The organism is Mesorhizobium sp. RCAM 06353 (assembly GCF_059683585.1).
This window is the reverse complement of sequence record NZ_CM185031.1, coordinates 5239083-5258791: the sequence shown is the minus strand read 5'-3', so window position 1 is coordinate 5258791 and position 19709 is coordinate 5239083. Positions and strand designations below refer to the sequence as shown.

The following is a 19709-nucleotide window of genomic DNA, read 5'->3' as shown; positions in this document are numbered from 1 at the left end:
AGCCTCCCTCCCGCGCAGACTTCCCTCCGGAGCAGAATTCCATGCACAAACGCCGTCTCGGTCGGACCGATCTTCTTGTCACCCAGATCTGCCTGGGCTCCATGACCTGGGGCCAGCAGAATACCGAGGCCGAAGGCCACGCGCAGATGGACCTGGCTTTTTCGCGCGGCGTCAATTTCATCGACACCGCGGAGCTCTATCCGATCCCGCCCAAGGCGGAGACACAGGGGCGGACGGAAAAGATCATCGGCAGCTGGATGAAAGCCAAGGGCAACCGCGACAAGGTGATCCTTGCCTCCAAGGTCGTCGGCCGCACGGCCAGCGACTGGTTTCGCGGCGACAGGCCGTCTCAACTGGTGCGCGCCGATATCTTCGACGCCGTCGAAAAATCGCTGGCCAAGCTCGGCACCGACTATCTCGACCTCTACCAGATCCACTGGCCGGAACGCGACATCCCCTGGGGCGCCAACCCGACGCGTGTCGGGGCGGTGGCGCGGCGCGCCGATGCCGACGGCGCACCCGCCAACGAAACGCCGATCGCCGAGACGCTTGGCGTCTTTGATGAACTGGTGAAGGCAGGAAAGATCCGCCATTTCGGCCTGTCGAACGAGAGTTCCTGGGGCGTCATGCGGTTCCTTGCCGAGGCCGACAAAGGCGTCGGCCCGAGGGTCGCGTCGATCCAGAACGCCTACAATCTCGTCAACCGCACCTTCGAGGTGAACCTTGCCGAGGTCTGCGAGCGCGAACAAGTGTCGTTGTTGCCCTATTCGCCGCTGGCTCAGGGCTATCTGACCGGCAAATACGACCATGGCGCCCGACCGCAGGGCTCGCGCTCGCAATTGTTCAATCGTGGTCAGCGCTACGAGACGCCGAATGCTGCGGAGGCACAGCTCGAATACAATGAACTGGCGCGCTCCTTTGGTATGGAGCCGGCGCTGTTTGCCAATGCCTATGTGTCGAGCCGGCCCTTCGTCACGTCGAACATCGTCGGTGCGACGACCATTCCGCAGCTCGAAATGGCACTCTCCTCGGTGGATGTCGTCTGGACCGAAGAGATGCAGAAGGCGGTGGACGCGATCCACCAGCGGGTAGGCAATCCCTGTCCCTGATCCGCTCGGCGATAGAATTATTAGGAATAACAGAGGGGTGGAGACAATGGTGGATTTGCCGATCGAGGCCGTGCGTGGAAAATTTCCGGCCCTTTTCCTGACCGACAAGGGGCGCCGTCGCATCTATCTCGACAACCCCGCCGGCACGCAGGTGCCGCAGGCTGTCGCCGATGCGGTGTCGCGCTGCCTGCTCACCACCAATGCCAATCTCGGCGGTTATTTCGAAACGACGATCGCGGCTCAAGCTGTCGTCGACGAGGCGCATCAAGCGATGGCCGATTTTCTCGGTGCGGCGAGCCCTGAGGAAATCATCATCGGCGCCAACATGACGACGCTGACCTACCACATGTCGCGCACACTCGGCCGCACGCTGAAGCCCGGCGACGAGATCATCCTCACCCGCATGGACCATGAGGGCAATGTGTCGCCCTGGCTGCAACTGGCCGAGGACCTTGGTCTCGTGGTGCGATGGCTGGCATTCGATGAAAAGAGCTGGCAGGTCGAAGAGGCGACGCTGGCCGGGCTGCTGTCCGACAAGACGCGGCTGGTCGCATTGAACTATGCCTCGAACCTGACCGGCTCGATCAACCGGGTTAAGTCCCTGACTGCCATCGCAAAACAGGCCGGCGCCCTGGTCTATGTCGACGCCGTCCAGTTCGCTCCGCACGGACTGATCGACGTCAGGGATCTCGGCTGCGATTTCCTGATCTGTTCGGCCTATAAATTCTTCGGTCCGCATATGGGGATTTTGTGGGGACGGCTGGATGTCATCGATGGCCTGAAACCCTACAAATGTCGCTGTTCGTCCGATGGTCTGCCGGAGCGGTTCGAGCTTGGCACGCCGCAGATCGAACTGATGGCCGGCCTCACGGCGGCGGTCGACTATTTTGCCGAACTGGGGGCTGCGGCGGGCGAGGGTGGTTCGCGCAGACAGAAGATCGCCAAGGCGTTCGAAGTCGCCATCGGTTATGAAAACCCGTTGGCGCAAAGGCTGATCGACGGCCTGTCCGACATTTCAGGCTTGACCATCCACGGCATCACCGACCCGAAACGGCTCGGCGATCGCGTGCCGACAGTCTCATTCACCGTCGACGGCATTGTGCCGGAAACAATCGTCCGGCAGATGAACGCCGAAAACATCTTCCTCTGGTCCGGTCACAACTACGCCTGGGAGATCGTCCACCAGCTCGGCATTCCTGCCGAGCAAGGCGTCGTGCGCATCGGTATCGCGCACTACAACACGGCTGGCGAAATCGACGAGACGCTGGAGAGCGTGCACCGGGTCATCGCCATGCTCAGACAGCAGCGCTCGTGAAGTCAGGCTGAGCCTTCACCGCGCCTTGCCGCCAAAGCCGGTGAGGAAGGCGGTGAGGTTGTCGCCAAGTTCGTCGCAGAGATAGCCGCCTTCCTGGACGATGACCGTCGGCAGGCCGAGCTTGGCGATCGCTTCGCCAATGCGGGAGAAACCTGGCGTCGTCACCGAAAGCCCGCCGAACGGATCGCCCTCGAAGGCGTCGAGGCCAAGCGCCACGACCAACGCGTCGGGCGAGAAGGACCGAACACGCTGGAACGCCACCTCGAGCGCTTCCAGAAACGCCGCGTCGGCGGATTTGCGCGGCAGCGGCAGGTTGAAGTTGTAACCAAGGCCCGGGCCTTCGCCACGCTCGTCGGCGTGACCCCAGAAAAATGGGTAAAAGCGCACCGGATCGGCGTGCAGCGAGACGGTGAGCACATCGGGCCGCGCATAAAAAATGCCTTGCGTGCCATTGCCATGGTGCAGGTCGACATCGAGGATCGCCACCCGCGCCGCCTGCTTGCGCAGCATCTGCGCGGCGACGGCCGAATTGTTGATGAAGCAGAAGCCGCCGGCGACATCGGCAAAGGCGTGGTGGCCGGGCGGACGGCACAGCGCATAGGCGGCCGGCGCGCCTGCCATCACGGCTTCGGCGGCTTCGACAGCGCTCCAGGCACTCCACAGCGCGCTTTGCCAGGTCTCGCCCGAGATCGGGCAAGCGGTATCGGCCATATGGTAGCCGGCCTGGCCGACGGCGGAGGCGGGATAGGAGCCGGTGCGGGCGATCGGGTGGATGTTGGGGATGACCTCGGCAGACGCGCCATCGATACGTTGCCAGCGCTCGAAAATATGTTCGAGGAAGTCGAGATATTCGGGCGTGTGCACCGCCGAGACCGGGGCGAGGCCGTAATTGCGTGGCCGCTCGATCGTGCAGCCCGCAGATTTTGCGCCGGCCAACAATCTTTCGACACGCTCGGGTTTTTCCGGATTGGGCTGCGGTGCACCACTGGAAAGAAAGGCCTTGGGGTCGTGGCGCTTCTGCTCCTGCGCATAAAAGGCTTTCATTCCCGCTCCCCATTCCCCGGCCCGTCGGCGAAGGCAAAGAAAGCCTCGCCGATGATCTTCTGCGTCTGTTCGTAACTCGACCAGGCGATGCCCAGCCTCTCGTAGAAGGCCTTGGCACCCTCATTGTCGGTGTCGACGGACAGTCTGAGATAGACGCCCCCGTCCTTCCGGCACTCTGCCGCGACGCGCCGCAGCAGGCGCTCGCCGATCTTGCGGCCGCGAAACCTATCCTCGACATAAAGGTCCTGCACATAGACCCCGGGCCGCCCCATCCAGGTCGAAAAGATCGGGAAATGCAGACACAGGCCGGCGAATTCGCCGCCGACTTCGGCGATCAGGGTGGAGAAGGCAGGCTTTCCGCCAAAGCCGTAGCGGCGGAGATCATCTGATGTGGACGTGATCTCCTGATGGGCGCCGATATGGGTGCCAAGTTTGAGAAGCGCTGCGTGGATGGTTTCGACGTCATCGAGGGTGCCGTGGCGGATGACGGTATCGCTGGTCGCGGTCTGGATCTTGTCTGCCATGGATCAGGTCACGGTTCCAGCTGAGCCGCGCTTGTTCAGGAGATCCTCAAGGTCGCCGATATTGTCTTCCGAAAAGACGCGAATGCCGTTCGCTTCTAGCAGCGCGGTGGTCGTGCCACGACCTGTCACCCGTTTGCCGGCAAAACTGCCGTCATAGACGAAGCTGCTGCCGCAGGACGGGCTGCCATCGGTAAGAACCGCATAGCGGCATCCAGTTTCTCGGGCGAGTTCGAGCGCAAGCTGCCCGGCTTCGAAATAAAGTGCGGTCACATCATTTCCCGTCTGCTCGACCACTCGACCCTGGCCGTGAAGCACCGCGCCGCCATCGACTGCACCGCGAATTTCCGCCGGAGGACGTGGCGTTGAGAAACCTGCGGCAACCTCTGGGCAGATTTGCACAACCCGCCCTTCTTCCTGCCAGCGCATCAGTGTCGGATGGTTGTTGAGCCGGTAGGAGCCGTTATAACGGACGTGACTGCCGAGCAAGCAGGCGGAGACGAGAACCCTTTCCATATCAGCTCCTCCCTTGCCTCTAGAAAGCTACCCTGTCCCCACCCTTCAGCGCCAGCATCTCACGCGCCTCAGCCGGCGTGGCAACCTCCAGCGACAGGCCCTCGAGAATGCCACGGATGCGGCGCACCTGATCGGCATTGGATTTCGCCAGCTGGCGGCCATCGTAGAGACTGTCCTCCAGCCCGACACGGACATTGCCGCCCATCGCCGCGGCGATCGAAATCAGCGCCATCTGCTGGCGGCCGGCGGCCAGTACCGAGAATTGGTAGCTGTCGCCGAACAGCTTGTCGGCGATCCGCTTCATATGGATGAGATTGTCCGGATCGGCGCCGATGCCGCCCAGAATGCCCAGCACGAACTGGATGAACAGCGGTCCCGACACCAAACCGCGGTCGCGGAAATGCGCCAGCGAATAGAGATGGCCAACATCGTAGCATTCGAATTCGAAGCGCGTACCGCAGCCCTTGCCCAGCCTTTCGAGCACGCCCTCCATGTCGGCGAAGGTGTTCTTGAAGATGGTGTCGCGGGTGGCTTCGAGTAGTTTCGGCTCCCATTCGTGCTGCCATTCGCGTGGCTTGTCGAGCATCGGGAACAGCGCGAAATTCATCGAGCCCATGTTGAGCGAACACATTTCGGGCTCGGCCCGCAAAGGGGCCGCCAGCCGCTGGTCCAGTGTCATCAGCGAGGAGCCGCCGGTGGTGATGTTGATCACCGCATCGGTCGCCTGTTTGATGCGCGGCAGGAACTGCATGAACACGTCCGGATCGGCGGTTGGGCGGCCATCTTTGGGATCGCGGGCGTGCAAATGCAGGATCGAGGCACCGGCTTCCGCTGCGGCGATGGCATCGGCAGCGATCTGGTCCGGCGTCACCGGCAGATAGGGCGACATCGACGGCGTGTGCACCGAGCCGGTGACGGCGCAGGTGATGATGACTTTTCGCGGCGCCATTTTTTAGCCCTGGCCTTCGACCGGAAGGGCGAGCTCTGCGGCCAGAACCTCCAGCGAGTCGCCGATGATGGAGATGATCTCGCCGACCTGTTCGCTGGTTACGATCATCGGCGGCGCGACCATGAAGTTGTCGCCGTCGACGCCGCCCTTGACCCTGCGGCCATAGATGATCAACCCGCGCTCGTAGGCCAGATCGAGGAGCCGCTGCGTGGCTTTCTTGCTCTGGTCGATCGGCCGCAACGTCTCGGGATCGGCAACCATCTCGGCACCGGTGAGCAGGCCCTTGCCGCGCACGTCGGCGATGAAGGGAAAGCGCTTCGCCAACCCCCTCAGCCCGTCCATCAGCACATCGCCCATGGCGGCGGCATTGGCGATCAGGTCGAGCCGGTCCATTTCGCCGAGCACGGCAAGGCCGGCGGCGCAGGCAAGCGGATTGCCGGCATAGGTGTGGCCATGCTGGAAGCCGCCGGAAGCGAGCAGCGGCTGCACCAGCCGCATCGGGGCGGCCAGCGCTCCGAGCGGCGCATAGCCCGAGCCCAGCCCCTTCGACAGCGCGACGATGTCGGGCATGCAGTTCCAGTGGTCGCCGCCGAGGAACTTGCCGGTGCGGCCGGCGCCGCTCATCACTTCGTCATGGATAAGCAGGATGCCATAGCGGTCGCAGATTTCGCGCACACGCGCATAGTAGCTGTCGGGAGCCACCAATGCCGCGGTGGCAGCACCGCCGATCGGTTCCATGATGAAGGCGACGACGCTCTCAGGGCCTTCGGCAAGAATCTTCTCCTCCAGCATGTCGGCATAGCGAACGCCGCGTTGCTCCATCGAGAGATTGTCGCGGTCGCGCCAGGCCGTGGGCGCCGGCACTGTCGGCATCACCCGCATCATCGGCTCAAAGGTCTCTGACAGCGCGTCGTCGCCGGTGATCGAGAGCGAACCCAGCGTGCCGCCGTGATAGGAGGGGAAGCGGGTGATCACCTTCCAGCGGCTGGCCTGGCCGGTGGCGACAGCCCATTGCCGTGCCAGCTTGATGCAGGATTCCGTCGCCTCCGAGCCGCCAGAAACGAAGAAGATGCGGTCCATGCCTTCCGGCAGCTTGCCGGCCAGCTCGCGCGCGAGCTCTTCCGCCGGTTCGTTCTCGAAATGCAGCCGGTAGGCGAAGGTGGCACGGTCCATCTGCCGCTTCATGGCGTCGAGCACATTGCGGTTGGAATGGCCGATATTGGCGACCATCGGCCCGCTCGAACCGTCGATGAAGCGGCGGCCGTCCTGCGTCCACATATAGATGCCCTCGGCGCGGTCGATCAGCGGCCGGCGCAGGCTGGATAGGTAGAACAGATGCGATTCTCGCCGGCTCTCGATGTCTTGAGTGGCGGTCTGGGTCTTCGACATGTCAGGACTTTCCAAGGTAGCGATCAAGGACATTTTGGGTGACGCGTTCGACCATCGGGTCTTGTCTTAGCAGGCCGGCCACCCATTCGCAGCTTCCGGCGTGGAACACCTCGCCCTTGCCGCGCGGGAAATTGACGATCATGCCGTTGCCGCGTTTGACTTTTTCGAGATTGGCGTCGCTCGCCTCGCCGAAAAGCGTCTCGGCGGTGAAGCGGCCATCCTCGTCGGTGAGGAACTGGTCCTCGATCGGGATGTCGGCGCTTTCCTCCACCTGGCTCGCCATGCCTACCGCGAGAACCTGCAATCCATCAGGCGCACCGCTGTCTGATGTGGGGTAGGGCAGGCCGCCGCGTATCTCGAAGTCGAGCCCATCGACCTCATAGCCATAGACATGGCCGTCGGCGCCGAGCAGGTCGCCATAATAGATGCCGGTGCCGGCAAAGGCCCAGTGCTCGGGCCGGTAGACCGGAAAGCCGCGCACACCGCGCGGCGCGCAGCCGCCCCAGCCGGCATAGACGCCGCGCGTTGCGTTGAGCCCAAAGGTCGCCGAACCCGGCCGACCGATTTCCGGCGCTTCCCAAGAGTTGGTAGCACGCGTCACGTCGCCGCCTTGGAGATAGGCGGGATCCTCCTTGCGCGCGCGGTATTTGTAGCAGACCTGGCGGCGCCCCTCGTCCTCCAGCCGCGTCTGCCACATGAAATTGCCGGCAAAGCGCGCCGCATGGCCGCCGCGTTCGACGTAGGTGTCGACTGCATCGCGCATTTCCCAGGTCCAGTACTCGTCATGGCCGACGAAGACGGCACAGTCATAGCCGTCGAGAATGTCTGGCGAGACATGCAAATCGTGCTGGCTGGCGAGATCGACTTCGTAGCCGGCCCGCTCGGCGAAGCGGAAGAAGTGGCTGTCATAGCTTGCCCAGCCGGACGAGGCATATTTCTTCGAATGGCCGGTGGCGAGCGCCCACTCCATATGGGGATAGCGTGGCACCGTCTTCGGCGGCACGGCGACTTCCAGCGGCACGCGCGGCGCGTCCTTCGGCAGCACGACGAAACCACGGCACCAGGGCCGTTGCGTCGACACGACGGGCGAATACTGGTCGCGGTTTGGCCCGGTAATGCCCTGGTAGTGGTTGGAGCCGCCCCAGGTGTTGTAGGCAAGCCAGGTGCCCGTCGCCGCCACCTGCAGCACGCGGCCGGGCTTCCTGCCGGGCTGCGGGCTGACGATGAAGAGATGATGGCTGTGGATCGGCCTGCCATCATGGCCAACGGCAGTCAGCGTTATCCGATAGGCACCGGACGGCCAGTCGCTCTCGACACGGAATTCGAAGGCGGCTTCCCAGCCGCAACCCTCGGCGGAACATTGGTCTGAAGTGTCCTGCCAGACCGCCGCTATGCCCGATTTCTCGAACACTTTCGTCTCGGTGGCGCCGTCACGAACGATCGCCGTGTTGAATGCTGGAGCTGTCGAACTGACATGCAGCGTCACCGTCTCACCGGCGCGGTAGGAAAAGCGGTCGCTGTAGCACCAGATCTCGCCGCGCTCGCCATCCATGCCTGGCCATTCATAATAGTGGCCGCGCACGGCGTGGCGGCGCTGCTCTGGCGTCAGTCCGAAATCGGGGAACTCGGTCGGCAGATGGGTCATGGACACCGAAAAAGGTCGAGGCGCGCCATTTCGGCGATCTGGAGGCCGAGCGTCAAATGGAAACGATCAGGCCAGCATTCGTTAGCCGCGCCCTTGGCCGCCTTCAGTAAACGGACTATCTCAGGAAAGGCGGCGTTTCCGCCATGGGGATAGGCATGCTCAGGGTCCAGAAGGTCAAGCTCGACGATATCTACGTGCCGACGGCGCGCAAGAAGACATTGCACCCCGAGACCGTGCGGAGCCTCGCCGAGGATATTCTGGAGAATGGTCTAAAGACGCCGATCCAGGTCCGCCACGACGGCAAGCGCCATATCCTCGTTGAAGGCCTGCACCGGCTTGAAGCGGCCAAGTGGCTCGGCGAGACCGAGATCGACGCCTATCTGGTGCAAGCCAAGCGCCACTGACGCGCGCCTTCGCGGCATTCCCAACTTGCGGCTGTCTCCCGCGAGATGGCCGGCATGTTGCTCTAGGAAGCCCCTGCCCGACGGGGGTGCCTGAGATGCTTGATGCCGCTCATCTCGACGAAATTCGTCGCCGACTCCCAGAGATAGTCACCATAGAGAAATGGTTCGAAAGCCTCCGCGCCGCTCAGTGGCAGCGGCGCGATCTCGGCGTCGACACGCGGCTCGTAGAAAAACGGGATCGAAAACCGTGCCGTCTTTGGCGCAATCACCCGGTGCCGCGTCGCTCGGACACGTCCGCCGGTCCAGCGCTCCAGCAACTTGCCGAAATTGACCGCCAGCGTGCCGTTGGCCGGCGGCACGTCGATCCATTCGCCGGCGAGGTTTTTTGCCTGCAAGCCTTCGACACCGTCCTGCGCCAGCAAGGTGACAAAACCGGAATCGGCATGCTCGCGGCCAATGATGGTGCGTGTCTCCCCCTTGTGGACCACCGAGAAGTCAGGCCCGCTGATGTCGATGCCCGCACTGGCGTCGCGCAGGGGGTAGCGGATCAGGCGCAGCGTCGAGATGCCATGCTCGAAATAGGGATCGAAGATCGTTTCCGGCAGGCCGAGCCCGCGCGCGATCGACCGCATCAGCGCGTTGCCGACTGTCCCCATCGCGCCGTAGTAATCCGCCGCCGCCGTGCGCCAGCCGGGCAGGGTATCTTCGGCCGGCAAGGGCGTCGGCTCGCACAGCGGATCGTCTGAGGCCGAGACGCCTGCCGTATCAGTGAGATCCGGCCCCATGTCGATGCCTTCCTTGTAGGAAACGGCTGTCGGCTGCAGCGGGAACCAGCCGCGATAGACGTTCTTTTTGCTGCGGTCGAAATTCCAGCGCAGCAGTTTCTGCTTCTCAGGTTGGGGAAGGTCGAAGATGCGCAGCAATTGCGCTCTGCCGTGCGGCGTCAGCCAAGCGTCGCCCGGAAAATCCCGAACCGCCATGAAGCCGATCCCCGAGGCAGCGGCCATGATGCTGATGTCAGTGCGGTCGCGGGCGGGCGAGGGCGGCCCGAACAGATCCGCAATGCCGATGGTTTCGATGTCTTGCGCCATGGTGAACTGCATCGCATTCCGATTATCGATGGCGTTGTATCAAAGCTTTTCAATTGACCCTGTCGATCGCGCGACTACCTTGCCGCTTATTTCCTCCATTTGTGGATCAAGGCGATGACTAAACATCACGGCGGTTGCCTGTGCGGATCGGTGCGCTACCGCGCCGACGCGGCGCCCATCAACGAACGCGTCTGCCATTGCCGGCTCTGCCAAAAGGCGATCGGCGCTGCCTTCAACGCGCGCGTGCTGTTTCGCATCGATGATGTGACCATCGAGGGCCCGCTGGCGACCGTGAACACCTCGCCCGATCTCAAGCGCGGTTTTTGCCCGAACTGCGGCACGACGATGTTTTCACGCCGCGACTCCGCCGGCATCATCGGCATCACCACCGGCTCGCTCGACGACCCCTCGGGCTTCAAGCCGCAGATGCATATTTTCACCGCCTCGAAACAGCCCTGGGTGGTGCTCGATGACGGCCTGCCGCAACATGAAGGCGCTCCGCCGCCGGGCTAGGTCTTTCCTTCTCCCACAAGGGAAGAAGGAAGGTGAAACCATGACCAAAATTTAATCCAAAACAACACGCGATAGCCGGCAAAACGTCATTGGCGGGCCATCTTTGTCTTCCTATCTATGCAGCGCGGGCCGGCATTCGAGGAGACGACGGATGAACGACAGCATCAGCACCCTGGACGAGCTTTTGAGCGATCCAATGGTCCTGCTTGTCATGGAGCGCGACCGCGTGCGCCCGGAACAGGTGCGCATGCTGCTCGAACGGGTTCGTAGCCGGGTGGTCGATGACGCACCCGCCGATCGGCCGGTTGTTCCGCCGGCCCATATGGTGGTCAAAAGCTGTTTCCAGCAATGGCTGCGTAACTAGGCGGTCAGTTTGAGCTAGCCGGCAGATAGCTGTAATGGCTGCGGAAATAGGCGATTCTGAAGCCGAGGCGCGCATAGTTGCGATAGGCCGGTCCGTCGCGCTCCTCATGCGGCGCCTCGATGTCGGCGACGAACAGTTTCGCTCCGGCCGCAATACCGTCGCGCACCAGCGCCTCTCCAAGCATGGCATCCAGATCGAAGCTCGGCGCCATGATGCCCGGCACCGGCGCTTCGATGCCGCTCCAGGCCGCGCCGTCGGCGCCGATGAACAGTGAGCGCACCGCCACCACCGTGCCATCCTGCTTGGCCATGTAGTGATGCCAGCCCTGTCGGCCGACCAGAGCCAGCAGCCAAGGCGAAGTGGGCAGCCGGTAGCTTCTGTCGATGAAGCCGGCCCACTCGCTTGCCGTTGCCGTCGTCACGCGTTCGACTGAAACCCCGTCAGCCATGAAGAGCGGCTCGGATGACAGCGGTTCCGCCTCGCGATAAATCCGCTCCCAGCCGCCCTGGCGCTGCAGGCCGCGCGCCTCGAGCCAGCATCTGAGACGTGATGGTTCGGTGTGCGGATTGACATAGAACCAGGGCCGCGAAATGCCGGCGGCCCGGTAATGCGCCAACAGCGCGTCGAGCTGGCTTTCGGAGGCTGGGCTGTCGACGCCGAAATTCTTCACGCAGTTGAAATGGACGAACGGGATCGTCGTGCAGGTGGTCCAGGCGAGGTCGCCTTCCCTGGCGATCGAAAGCCCTTGCCTTGCGGCGAAATCGGCGGGCGCGGCGGCATAGAGGTCGAGCCAGGCACGCACCTCGGCGCGCTCGATGGCGCGGCTCAGGTCACGCGAGACATCCTCGATCGCAATGCCGGGCGGGTGCGGTTCAGGTAGGGGCTGCAATTCTGACAAGGCGGTCAGCATGGCTCTCCTCCATTATTTATCTTACAGTGTAAGATTAGCGAAGAATAATATGAGAGCGCGGCTTGTCAAGCGGCGCATTACAAATCCGTAAATAGGATTCCGGGGATCGCCAGACTATTGCTCGGCGGGGGGCGCCCCTCATGGTTGTTCGACAGAAAGGCTCGATATGGCTGACATCTGCACTCAAGGCATAGACACCGGCTTTGTTGGCCTGGGATATGCCAAGGTCGCCTTTCTCGGCCTGGTGCAAGGCATCACCGAATTGCTGCCGATTTCCTCGACCGCCCATATGCGCATTGTGCCGGCGGTGCTCGGCTGGCAGGATCCGGGGTCTGCCTTCTCCGCCGCCATGCAGCTTGCCGCCCTTGCCGCCGTCATCAGCTATTTCTGGGGCGATGTCAGGGATCTCCTGTTCGGTTCGCTCGACGCGCTCACACGGCGCGATTTCACCGACCGGCATTTCCAGCTGGCTTCCTGGATCGTGCTGGCGACGATCCCGATCGTCATTGCCGGCGTCGCGCTGTCGGGCGTGCTCAACGCCTGCAATTCGCCACTGCGCAGCCTGAGCGTGATCGGCTGGTCCTGCATCGCCATGGCGATCCTGCTGGCGTTGGCCGAGATCTTTGCCCGCCACAAGCGCACCATAGCGGAAGCGTCGCTTGCCGACGCGTTGCTTGTCGGTGTCGCCCAGATCGGCGCGCTGATCCCCGGCGTCTCGCGTTCGGGCTCGACCCTAACGGCGGCACTGGGGCTCGGCTTCAAGCGGGCCGAGGCGGCGCGCTTCTCGTTCCTGCTCGGGCTGCCCGCGATCGCGCTGGCCGGGCTCAAGGAGCTGTGGGAACTGCACAAGGTTCATCTCGACGCCCATGGCTGGTCGGTTCTGGCCACAGGGCTGGTCGTCGCTTCGATCTCCGCCTTCTTCGCCATCTGGGGCCTGATGCGCGTGCTGGAACGTTTCTCCGCCTGGCCTTTCGTCATCTACCGCGGCCTGCTCGGCGTCGTCCTGCTGCTCGGCGTGGCGATGGGATGGCTGGCTTGACAGGCAGTGTTGCGCGCCGGCACCACTTGGATGCATGAGTCGATCCCCCGGAGATGTGATCAGCGGCGTTCATTGACTTCGGAAGATAACACCCTTTAACATTCTGTTAACAAAACAGATGGGTGGGGCCGGATGGCATCCTCGATGGGTTGGCGCCGCAAGGCGAAGGGGCTGGGGCTGGCGTTTGCGCTGTCCGCTTTCTGTGCGGCGGCGAGTTCCGCCTATGCCGCGCCCGTTTCCATGGTTGTCGGCGGCACGACCTCCCAGCCGATTGGCCACTATGATTTTTGCAAGATCCATGTCGCCGAATGCTCGATCCGTTCGCCCAATAGCGAACCGGAACATATGAGCAGCAAGCTGCTGCACGATATCTCGGCTGTGAATCTCTCGGTCAACACACGCGTCAAGCCGATGAGCGACATGGACAATTACGGCAAGGACGAGTGGTGGGCCTATCCCGACAACGGTTTCGGCGACTGCGAGGACTACGCCCTGGAAAAGCGGCGTGAGCTCAACAGCCTGGGCATCGCCGTGGCCAATCTTTTGATGACGGTGGTCCGCAAGCCGGATGGCGAAGGTCACGCCGTGCTGACGGTGCGAACCGACAAGGGCGACTTCATCCTCGACAATCTGACCGACAAGGTCCGCCTCTGGAACCAGACCAGCTATCGCTATCTGAAACGGCAGGCGAGCGACAACACCGGGCACTGGGTTTCAATCCTTGGTGGCGACGAACAGCTGGTCAGCTCGGTCAAATAGTCTCGTCGCCCGGCCGCGCCGGCCGCATATGCTGATCCATGCTCCCGAACCGGTCTTCATAGTGCCGGTCGACGGTGCTATCCACGGCCGCTCGTTGGAACTGGTAATCGGATAGATGCATGGATTTTCTGACACTTCTCAACGCGGCGCCCCTGCTGATGGGTTTGGTCAAGGCCGCGCTGCCGCAGGCGGTCGCCACCACGATGGCATTCGGCCAATGGGTCGCATCGGTGCCGCCGTGCCGCGACTTCGCCTTCGAGGCGAGCAGCTATCTGGTCTGCGAGGTCGACCCTAAACTCTATTCGATCGAACTGTTCTGGAAGGATCCGGCCGGCAAGCCCTTTCAGTCGCTGCACAATCTCGACAACGCCCAGCGCGTCGCCGGCCGCACCATGCTGTTTGCTATCAATGCCGGCATGTATCATCCCGACCTCAGGCCGGTCGGCCTCTATGTCGAGCGTGGCCAGGAGATGGCTGGTGTGAAGACCGGATCGGGAAGCGGCAATTTTTCGCTGCAGCCGAATGGCATCTTCTACATCAGCCAAGGCAAGGCGGCGGTTCGCGCGACAAGGGACTTTGTCAGGAAGCGGCCATCCACGGACTATGCCACGCAATCCGGGCCGATGCTGGTCATCGACGGCCAGCTTCATCCGAAATTCCAGTCCGACGGCACGTCGGGCAAGTCCCGCGACGGGGTCGGGGTGCGCAAGGATGGTGTCGCGGTCTTCGCCATTTCGAACGGCACGGTGAATTTCCATGCATTCGCCCGGCTGTTCCGCGATGCGCTCGGCTGCGATAATGCGCTGTTTCTCGATGGCACGATATCGAGCCTGTTCGCGCCCGCGATTGGCCGCAACGATGATTACTGGAATCTGGGACCGATGATCGGGGTGTTCAGGAAGAGGGGCTAGGCTCGGGCGGTTCGCTTACCCCGGAGCTTGAGCGCGATCACCGCTATGATGATCAAGGCGACCACGGCGATCGCCGCTAACCCGAACAGGCTGGTCACATCGAGCTCGGGGATGCTGCCGGCGCCCTTGGCCACCAGCCATCCCGGCGATAGCACGACCGGAGCCCAGATGATCGCCGACAGGATGTTGGCGATCTGGAAGCGGCGCCGGTGCATGCCCATCATGCCCGCGACCAGCGGCACGGTGGCGCGGACCGGGCCGAAGAAGCGGCCGACGAAAACGGCCAGAAAACCATAACGGTGGAAGAACAGGCGCGCCCTGGCGACCTCGCGGCGATAGCGCTTGAGCGGCCATTTGTGGACGACACCGCGCCCCAGCCATTTGCCGAGGAAATAGGAGATGGTATCGCCGAGCGCCGCGCCGATCATGGCGGCCAGAAGTACGGGCAGAGGCTGGGCGATGCCGGCCCCTACCAGGCCGCCGACGATGATGAGCACCGTCGTGCCGGGCAAGAGGATGCCGACGAGCACGAGGGACTCGCCAAAGGCCAGCAGCCCGACCACGAGGCCGGCCCAGGCCTGATGGTTCTCGATGAAACAAACGCTCTGGTCGATGAACGACTGCACGCGGGCTCCGTGTTGAAAGCGGTTCTCAGCTGCCGCTGTCGAGCAGGCTTCTGAGTTCGTCGAGCTTGTCGTTGACGAGCCAGCCGTAATAATTCTCCACCGGCAGTTTGCGGCCCTTGCCGCCGGCAACCGCCGCGCGCAAATCGGCCGCCCGCTGCCGGGGCTGGCCGACATTGTAGAGCGTCGCCGTGATGCCCGGATTGCCTGATATGTCGAAGCCCTGTTCCTTGTAGGCGTCGATGGCGTCTCGCACGATCGCGGCGATGTAGACGATGCTGCGATCCGGATCCATGACATCGCGATAGATCGCCTGCGGATGATCCGGTGTCAGCGTGTCGTAGCCGCTGACCTTGTTGACGAGGTCGGTGACCTCAAGCGCTGTCAGCGGGCTGATCTGGCCGAGGCCGAAGGTCTGGCCGGCGAAGAAGGGCTGGAAGAATGCCTGCTGGAAGGTCATTGCGTCATAGGTGACGCCGTCGACCGTCTTGCCGCGGAAATGTTCCACCCACACCCTGTCGCGGCAGCTCCACAGTCTGGCACTGTCCTTGGCCTCGGCGCAGGCCGCGAATTCCGGCCGCTGGACAAAGGTCTGCACCGGCACGCCCTTGTAGCGGAAGGCGAAGTCGAGGCCGGAATAGGACAGCGCCTTCACATAATAGGTCTGGACCGAGCCGACGGCCGTCACATTGTAGGTATGTTCGCCGACCAGCGCGCCGACGATATGGATGGGGTCGATATCGTAGGCCGCCGCCACCTGCTTGATGCGCGCCACCAATTTCTTCTCGCGCTTCAGGAGTGCTACGATCTTCTCGTATTTCTCCGCGTAGGTGGTCTTGAAGGCGCGGGTTCGCGTCGCCGATGCATCCGGGATCGTCGGTTGCGTCTGGGAGCGATTGCCGGGAGGAACGACGACCAGCCCGCTGGCATGCGCTGTCCGATCCATGAGCGCGCCGCAGGAGGCGAGGGCTGCGAGCAGGGGGACCAGGAGAAGCCGCTGCAACGCAATCATCGGGCGCCTTTTTGGGAGTCGTGGGAAATGCCGGCGGCAAACGCCGCATCCTCGTCTCAACAGCCACATCATGGCGCTGTCAAGGCTTGGCCGGCCGTCGCCGGCGAATGTCTGAACGGGTCACAGTCATGGTAAAAAACTGATTCAAACTTTATTGGTAATTTCTCGTTCATAACTGGGCTGGTTGTCCGTCGGCTGTCGCCTTCGGTCTGTTGCGTTTTGAGTACAGGTCCAGATGCGGTTACCAGGCGTCGTCAGTTTCGTGATCGCAGCGCTGTGCCTTGCCGGCTGTTCGTCGACATCGGGCATGGACGCGCTCGACATGCAAAAGCCGTCGAACGAGACCACCAGCTCGGTGGTGCGGCCAAGCGCGCCGATTGCATCCGTCCCTGTGGCCAAAGCCAGAGCACGCAAGCTGGCAGAGGCAGCGCCCGCGGACGAACCTGCTCGGCCTTTTGGCCTGGCGGAAGAAGAAACGGCGATGCTTGCAACACCTGAGTTGCCCGACAGTCCTGAGCTGCCCGACAGTGCCGAGCCGTCGGTCGAAGCGGCTGCACTGGTGTCACCGTCGAAGCTATTGAGCCGCAATGGGCCGCCCATGTTTGCCGGGTCGATCATGCGTTACGGCTTTCGTGACGCCAAGCCGATCAATTTCGGCCGCTCCTCGCCCCGTCACCTTGCCGTGCACGGCGTCGACGTCTCGCGTTGGCAAGGCGACGTCAACTGGGGCAAGCTGCGCGCCCAGGGCGCCAACTTCGCCTACATCAAGGCGACCGATGGCGGCGACCATCTCGATCCGATGTTCATGAAGAACTGGCGCAATGCCGATGCCGCCGGGCTGAAGCGCGGCGCCTATCATTTCTTCTACTGGTGCCGCACCGCCGGCGAGCAGGCCGACTGGTTCATCCGCAACGTGCCGAAGATGGATGGCGCCTTGCCGCCAGTGATCGACGTCGAGTGGAATGGCGACTCCTCCTGCCAGCGGCGCCCGTCGCGCGAAAAGGTGCTGGAGAAGATGCAGGTGTTCATGGACAAGTTGGAGCGTCACTACGGCCAGCGTCCGATCATCTACACCTCGCCCGATTTCTATCGCGACAATCTCCAGGGTGCCTTCCTAGACTACCCCTTCTGGCTGCGCGCGGTGGCAAGGCATCCCTCAAAGGTCTATCCCGGCCGCAAATGGCTGTTCTGGCAGTATTCCGGCTCCGGCCTGTCGCATGGCGTGACCGGCCGCATCGACCTCAACGTCTTCCACGGCGACGAGCGGCAATGGCGTGCCTGGGCCGGAGGCGGCGGCCGTCAGATGATGGCGGACTTGGACTAGCCCTTTTAGCGTTGCCGCCGGCTGATCCTCATTGGAGCTGGCGGCTCCCGCCATTCCGCTCCTCGCTTAGCCGCAACCTCGCCCTCAAGTTCATGATTTCGGCAAGCGCCGCGTCGATCATGGTCAAAAGCGTCAGCGTGTCATGCTGGGTTGGATCTGCCCTGACATAGGCGAGCTGGTTCACGATGTCGTTGTCATCGTCGGCTTCATCGCTCATGGCCACTTTCCGGTTGCTATTTTCCAGACGTTCTCATTCGATCCGATCCGCCGTCAAATTGCATCTATATCACTTCGTCGTGTGAATGGCCGCCAGACACCCATCCGCCCAGTCGATCGCCAGACCCTATCTTTTGTGACGGCGACGCGATTCGTCGAAAGTTGCAAAGGCGAGAACCGCGGAAAATGATGAGAAACTGAGCAGCACTGCGGTGACAACCATGAGGTCGTAAGTCGACATGTTCGTTCTCCTTGGGTGATAGCCGAGGAGACAGCACAGGCGACGTATCTGCGTTGATCTGGATCAACGGATTGGTCGATGCGGGCGCCCACCCTTCCGGATCACGTGGGTCCAGTTGGACGGCTGTGTTCGCGGGTGAGGAGGCGCATGTGCCCCCTTCGTCATTGACCTCTTCGTGCTGGGTTCCCTGCCTGGCTAGGATCAAGCCGAGGGCTCGTTGATCATCGCCTCGATGTTGTAGCCGTCGGGGTCGAGCACGAAACAGGCGTAGTAATTCTCGGCATAGGCCGGACGCGGGCCGGGTGCGCCATTGTCTTTGGCGCCGGCCTCCAGCGCTGACTGATAGAACGCATCGACCTCCGCCTTGCTGCCGACGCGGAACGCCACGTGAAGATGGGTGAGCGGCGGCGTCTCGCCGGTTCGCTGGATCTCGAACAGGCAGCCATCGCCGACAGCGAAGGCCCAGAACACACCGTCCTTGCCGAAGGACAGGCGATACCCCAGGGGCGCGAAAGCGCGCTCATAGAAGAGCTTGCTCTTCTCCAGGTCACCCACTTCGATGGTTATGTGATCGATCATTTTGTCCTCTGTTGCGCGTGCGCCTGTAAGCCTATGTCTGGCGCGCTTCCTGTTCTCGAATGTCGGCGGTCTGGGCCAGCACCCAATCCCGGAACACCTTGATCTTCGGTACGTTGCGGCGGCTTTCCAAATGTACCAGCCAATAGCCGTCGCCGTCGGACCCGACGATGTCGAAAGGCTTTATCAGCTGCCCCTTCGCCAACAGCGCGCTGTAGAGATTTTGCGTGAGGATGGCAGCTGCCTGATCGGTCAGTGCCGCCATGGCGTCATAAGCCTGCCCGCCGAGCGCCGGACCGGGGATGATACGAGCGGGCTCGAAGGGCACGCCGGCTGCTTCGAACCAGATTTTCCACCAGGGATCGTCAGGGCCGCATAGCGGCACCTTGTAGAGATCCTCGGGCTGGCGGATGCCGCCGACGCTCTCGGCCAGTCTTGGGCTGAGCATTGGCGTGTAGTCGGCCTTGAACAGATAGTGGGCGGTCAGGTCAGGCCATTTGCCGGTGCCGGTCCGGATGCCGATATCCATGCCCTCGCGCCCGAAATCGACCAGCCTCGACGATGTGTCGACCTTCACGGCGAGATCGGGATGCATCAGCTGGAATGTTCCAAGCCACACGGCCAGCCAGTTCGATGCAAATGTCGCCATGGTCGTCAGCGAAAGCACGCCGCTCGCTCCACCCTTGGTGGCGACCCAGGCATCCGCCAGGGCCGAGAACGCGCCGGTGGCGTGCGGCGCCAAGTGCTGTCCGGCCTCGGTCAAGACGATCTGTCTTGTTTTTCTTATGAAAAGCGGCGTTCCGGCGCGTTCCTCCAGCACTTTGATCTGATAGCTGGCCGCTGACTGGGTCATGCCGAGTTCTTCGGCCGCCTTTGTGAAACTGCCCAGCCGTGCTGCGGCTTCAAAGACCCGGATGGCCCCTAAGGGCGGTAGCTCCCAACTCATGATGCATCAATCCTCCTGATGCATGCTACGCCACGTTCGATTGGAAACCAAGGCCGCAAACAGGCATGCTGTGGTCATCAACTCGAACCTGAAAGGACACGGCAATGACCCTCTACACCACGCTTCGTCGTCCGATGCTCGACCTCTTCACCGCGCCGTTCAGACCCCGCAGGCGCGGCCTGCTCGACCACCGTTCGCTGTCGGATCATTTTCTGCGCGACATTGGCGTGCTCGACGGGCACGTACCTCCCGGCAGCGTTCGCTGAACAAGCTTTTGACCCGCACGGACGCA

23 protein-coding genes are annotated in these 19709 nt (G+C 62.7%); 10 read left to right on the top strand and 13 right to left on the bottom strand.

What is annotated here, in order from left to right; genetic code table 11:
* The first annotated feature begins 41 nt into the window (after nucleotides 1-41).
* Both AC56QX_RS25485 and AC56QX_RS25480 read left to right on the top strand, forming a co-directional pair.
* The gene (locus AC56QX_RS25485; protein WP_497111266.1) at nucleotides 42-1109 is read left to right on the top strand and encodes an aldo/keto reductase; all 1068 of its coding nucleotides are present in this window, start codon (nucleotides 42-44) and stop codon (nucleotides 1107-1109) included.
* Between the two features lie 46 nt (nucleotides 1110-1155).
* A complete protein-coding gene (locus tag AC56QX_RS25480; RefSeq protein WP_497111265.1) occupies nucleotides 1156-2424 on the top strand; it encodes a cysteine desulfurase-like protein in 1269 nt (422 codons plus the stop codon).
* 15 nt (nucleotides 2425-2439) lie between these two features.
* Here AC56QX_RS25480 and AC56QX_RS25475 read toward each other — a convergent pair whose 3' ends face one another.
* From AC56QX_RS25475 to AC56QX_RS25450, 6 genes are read right to left on the bottom strand one after another with little or no spacing between them, the layout of a single operon-like run.
* Nucleotides 2440-3468 carry a histone deacetylase family protein gene (locus AC56QX_RS25475; protein ID WP_497111264.1) on the bottom strand — a complete coding sequence of 343 codons (1029 nt, stop codon included), beginning with the start codon at nucleotides 3466-3468 and terminating at the stop codon, nucleotides 2440-2442.
* The gene (locus AC56QX_RS25470; protein ID WP_497111263.1) at nucleotides 3465-3992 is read right to left on the bottom strand and encodes a GNAT family N-acetyltransferase; all 528 of its coding nucleotides are present in this window, start codon (nucleotides 3990-3992) and stop codon (nucleotides 3465-3467) included. Before AC56QX_RS25470 ends, AC56QX_RS25475 begins: the two co-directional genes overlap by 4 nt.
* A gap of 3 nt (nucleotides 3993-3995) precedes the next feature.
* The gene (locus AC56QX_RS25465) at nucleotides 3996-4505 is read right to left on the bottom strand and encodes a 2-thiouracil desulfurase family protein (RefSeq protein ID WP_497111262.1); all 510 of its coding nucleotides are present in this window, start codon (nucleotides 4503-4505) and stop codon (nucleotides 3996-3998) included.
* Nucleotides 4506-4524: 19 nt separating this feature from the next.
* Nucleotides 4525-5454 carry a 3,5-dioxohexanoate:acetyl-CoA acetone transferase gene (gene kce, locus AC56QX_RS25460; protein ID WP_497111261.1) on the bottom strand — a complete coding sequence of 310 codons (930 nt, stop codon included), beginning with the start codon at nucleotides 5452-5454 and terminating at the stop codon, nucleotides 4525-4527.
* A gap of 3 nt (nucleotides 5455-5457) precedes the next feature.
* The gene (locus AC56QX_RS25455) at nucleotides 5458-6843 is read right to left on the bottom strand and encodes an aminotransferase family protein (protein ID WP_497111260.1); all 1386 of its coding nucleotides are present in this window, start codon (nucleotides 6841-6843) and stop codon (nucleotides 5458-5460) included.
* 1 nt (nucleotide 6844) lies between these two features.
* A complete protein-coding gene (locus AC56QX_RS25450) occupies nucleotides 6845-8488 on the bottom strand; it encodes a N,N-dimethylformamidase beta subunit family domain-containing protein (RefSeq protein ID WP_497111259.1) in 1644 nt (547 codons plus the stop codon).
* A gap of 155 nt (nucleotides 8489-8643) precedes the next feature.
* Between AC56QX_RS25450 and AC56QX_RS25445 the strand changes: the two genes are divergently transcribed.
* On the top strand, nucleotides 8644-8892 hold the full coding sequence (locus AC56QX_RS25445; protein WP_497111258.1) for a ParB N-terminal domain-containing protein: 249 nt from the start codon (nucleotides 8644-8646) through the stop codon (nucleotides 8890-8892).
* Between the two features lie 62 nt (nucleotides 8893-8954).
* On the opposite strand, the gene AC56QX_RS25440 is transcribed toward AC56QX_RS25445, so the two are convergent.
* A complete protein-coding gene (locus tag AC56QX_RS25440) occupies nucleotides 8955-9983 on the bottom strand; it encodes an isopenicillin N synthase family dioxygenase (protein ID WP_497111257.1) in 1029 nt (342 codons plus the stop codon).
* A gap of 114 nt (nucleotides 9984-10097) precedes the next feature.
* Here AC56QX_RS25440 and AC56QX_RS25435 point away from each other — a divergent pair, with 114 nt between their 5' ends.
* A complete protein-coding gene (locus tag AC56QX_RS25435; RefSeq protein WP_497111256.1) occupies nucleotides 10098-10496 on the top strand; it encodes a GFA family protein in 399 nt (132 codons plus the stop codon).
* 151 nt (nucleotides 10497-10647) lie between these two features.
* Nucleotides 10648-10860 (top strand): hypothetical protein, encoded by a 213-nt coding sequence (locus AC56QX_RS25430; RefSeq protein ID WP_497111255.1) that lies wholly within the window; start codon nucleotides 10648-10650, stop codon nucleotides 10858-10860.
* Between the two features lie 4 nt (nucleotides 10861-10864).
* Here AC56QX_RS25430 and AC56QX_RS25425 read toward each other — a convergent pair whose 3' ends face one another.
* The gene (locus AC56QX_RS25425; RefSeq protein ID WP_497111254.1) at nucleotides 10865-11770 is read right to left on the bottom strand and encodes a hypothetical protein; all 906 of its coding nucleotides are present in this window, start codon (nucleotides 11768-11770) and stop codon (nucleotides 10865-10867) included.
* A 166-nt stretch (nucleotides 11771-11936) separates the two neighbouring features.
* On the opposite strand from AC56QX_RS25425, the gene AC56QX_RS25420 reads away from it, so the two are divergent.
* The 3 genes from AC56QX_RS25420 to AC56QX_RS25410 all read left to right on the top strand — a co-directional run bounded on the left by AC56QX_RS25420 (nucleotide 11937) and on the right by AC56QX_RS25410 (nucleotide 14479).
* On the top strand, nucleotides 11937-12809 hold the full coding sequence (locus AC56QX_RS25420; protein ID WP_497111253.1) for an undecaprenyl-diphosphate phosphatase: 873 nt from the start codon (nucleotides 11937-11939) through the stop codon (nucleotides 12807-12809).
* Nucleotides 12810-12941: 132 nt separating this feature from the next.
* Complete coding sequence (locus tag AC56QX_RS25415; protein WP_497111252.1) at nucleotides 12942-13568, top strand: transglutaminase-like cysteine peptidase; 627 nt, start codon at nucleotides 12942-12944, stop codon at nucleotides 13566-13568.
* Between the two features lie 119 nt (nucleotides 13569-13687).
* Nucleotides 13688-14479: a phosphodiester glycosidase family protein gene (locus tag AC56QX_RS25410; RefSeq protein ID WP_497111251.1), complete on the top strand. Its 792-nt coding sequence runs from the start codon at nucleotides 13688-13690 to the stop codon at nucleotides 14477-14479.
* Here AC56QX_RS25410 and AC56QX_RS25405 read toward each other — a convergent pair.
* The gene (locus tag AC56QX_RS25405; RefSeq protein ID WP_497111250.1) at nucleotides 14476-15105 is read right to left on the bottom strand and encodes a DedA family protein; all 630 of its coding nucleotides are present in this window, start codon (nucleotides 15103-15105) and stop codon (nucleotides 14476-14478) included. The genes AC56QX_RS25410 and AC56QX_RS25405 overlap by 4 nt on opposite strands.
* Before the next feature lie 25 nt (nucleotides 15106-15130).
* Nucleotides 15131-16048, bottom strand: a complete 918-nt coding sequence (locus tag AC56QX_RS25400; RefSeq protein WP_497111249.1) for a DUF1402 family protein — start codon at nucleotides 16046-16048, stop codon at nucleotides 15131-15133.
* 301 nt (nucleotides 16049-16349) lie between these two features.
* On the opposite strand from AC56QX_RS25400, the gene AC56QX_RS25395 reads away from it, so the two are divergent.
* The gene (locus tag AC56QX_RS25395; protein ID WP_497111248.1) at nucleotides 16350-17438 is read left to right on the top strand and encodes a glycoside hydrolase family 25 protein; all 1089 of its coding nucleotides are present in this window, start codon (nucleotides 16350-16352) and stop codon (nucleotides 17436-17438) included.
* Between the two features lie 28 nt (nucleotides 17439-17466).
* Here the strand turns inward: AC56QX_RS25395 and AC56QX_RS25390 are convergent, their stop codons facing one another.
* The 3 genes from AC56QX_RS25390 to AC56QX_RS25380 form a co-directional block, all read right to left on the bottom strand.
* Nucleotides 17467-17655: a hypothetical protein gene (locus AC56QX_RS25390; RefSeq protein ID WP_497111247.1), complete on the bottom strand. Its 189-nt coding sequence runs from the start codon at nucleotides 17653-17655 to the stop codon at nucleotides 17467-17469.
* A gap of 441 nt (nucleotides 17656-18096) precedes the next feature.
* A complete protein-coding gene (locus AC56QX_RS25385; protein WP_497111246.1) occupies nucleotides 18097-18474 on the bottom strand; it encodes a VOC family protein in 378 nt (125 codons plus the stop codon).
* A gap of 31 nt (nucleotides 18475-18505) precedes the next feature.
* Nucleotides 18506-19417, bottom strand: a complete 912-nt coding sequence (locus AC56QX_RS25380) for a LysR family transcriptional regulator (RefSeq protein ID WP_497111245.1) — start codon at nucleotides 19415-19417, stop codon at nucleotides 18506-18508.
* Nucleotides 19418-19521: 104 nt separating this feature from the next.
* On the opposite strand from AC56QX_RS25380, the gene AC56QX_RS25375 reads away from it, so the two are divergent.
* On the top strand, nucleotides 19522-19683 hold the full coding sequence (locus tag AC56QX_RS25375) for a hypothetical protein (protein WP_497111244.1): 162 nt from the start codon (nucleotides 19522-19524) through the stop codon (nucleotides 19681-19683).
* Nucleotides 19684-19709: the final 26 nt, after the last annotated feature.

Coding starts and splice junctions, on each gene's coding strand:
- AC56QX_RS25485 (WP_497111266.1), top strand. CDS start 42: ATGCACAAACGCCGTCTCGGTCGGACCGATCTTCTTGTCACCCAGATC.
- AC56QX_RS25480 (WP_497111265.1), top strand. CDS start 1,156: ATGGTGGATTTGCCGATCGAGGCCGTGCGTGGAAAATTTCCGGCCCTT.
- AC56QX_RS25475 (WP_497111264.1), bottom strand. CDS start 3,468: ATGAAAGCCTTTTATGCGCAGGAGCAGAAGCGCCACGACCCCAAGGCC.
- AC56QX_RS25470 (WP_497111263.1), bottom strand. CDS start 3,992: ATGGCAGACAAGATCCAGACCGCGACCAGCGATACCGTCATCCGCCAC.
- AC56QX_RS25465 (WP_497111262.1), bottom strand. CDS start 4,505: ATGGAAAGGGTTCTCGTCTCCGCCTGCTTGCTCGGCAGTCACGTCCGT.
- kce (WP_497111261.1), bottom strand. CDS start 5,454: ATGGCGCCGCGAAAAGTCATCATCACCTGCGCCGTCACCGGCTCGGTG.
- AC56QX_RS25455 (WP_497111260.1), bottom strand. CDS start 6,843: ATGTCGAAGACCCAGACCGCCACTCAAGACATCGAGAGCCGGCGAGAA.
- AC56QX_RS25450 (WP_497111259.1), bottom strand. CDS start 8,488: ATGACCCATCTGCCGACCGAGTTCCCCGATTTCGGACTGACGCCAGAG.
- AC56QX_RS25445 (WP_497111258.1), top strand. CDS start 8,644: ATGCTCAGGGTCCAGAAGGTCAAGCTCGACGATATCTACGTGCCGACG.
- AC56QX_RS25440 (WP_497111257.1), bottom strand. CDS start 9,983: ATGGCGCAAGACATCGAAACCATCGGCATTGCGGATCTGTTCGGGCCG.
- AC56QX_RS25435 (WP_497111256.1), top strand. CDS start 10,098: ATGACTAAACATCACGGCGGTTGCCTGTGCGGATCGGTGCGCTACCGC.
- AC56QX_RS25430 (WP_497111255.1), top strand. CDS start 10,648: ATGAACGACAGCATCAGCACCCTGGACGAGCTTTTGAGCGATCCAATG.
- AC56QX_RS25425 (WP_497111254.1), bottom strand. CDS start 11,770: ATGCTGACCGCCTTGTCAGAATTGCAGCCCCTACCTGAACCGCACCCG.
- AC56QX_RS25420 (WP_497111253.1), top strand. CDS start 11,937: ATGGCTGACATCTGCACTCAAGGCATAGACACCGGCTTTGTTGGCCTG.
- AC56QX_RS25415 (WP_497111252.1), top strand. CDS start 12,942: ATGGCATCCTCGATGGGTTGGCGCCGCAAGGCGAAGGGGCTGGGGCTG.
- AC56QX_RS25410 (WP_497111251.1), top strand. CDS start 13,688: ATGGATTTTCTGACACTTCTCAACGCGGCGCCCCTGCTGATGGGTTTG.
- AC56QX_RS25400 (WP_497111249.1), bottom strand. CDS start 16,048: ATGGATCGGACAGCGCATGCCAGCGGGCTGGTCGTCGTTCCTCCCGGC.
- AC56QX_RS25395 (WP_497111248.1), top strand. CDS start 16,350: ATGCGGTTACCAGGCGTCGTCAGTTTCGTGATCGCAGCGCTGTGCCTT.
- AC56QX_RS25390 (WP_497111247.1), bottom strand. CDS start 17,655: ATGAGCGATGAAGCCGACGATGACAACGACATCGTGAACCAGCTCGCC.
- AC56QX_RS25385 (WP_497111246.1), bottom strand. CDS start 18,474: ATGATCGATCACATAACCATCGAAGTGGGTGACCTGGAGAAGAGCAAG.
- AC56QX_RS25380 (WP_497111245.1), bottom strand. CDS start 19,417: ATGAGTTGGGAGCTACCGCCCTTAGGGGCCATCCGGGTCTTTGAAGCC.
- AC56QX_RS25375 (WP_497111244.1), top strand. CDS start 19,522: ATGACCCTCTACACCACGCTTCGTCGTCCGATGCTCGACCTCTTCACC.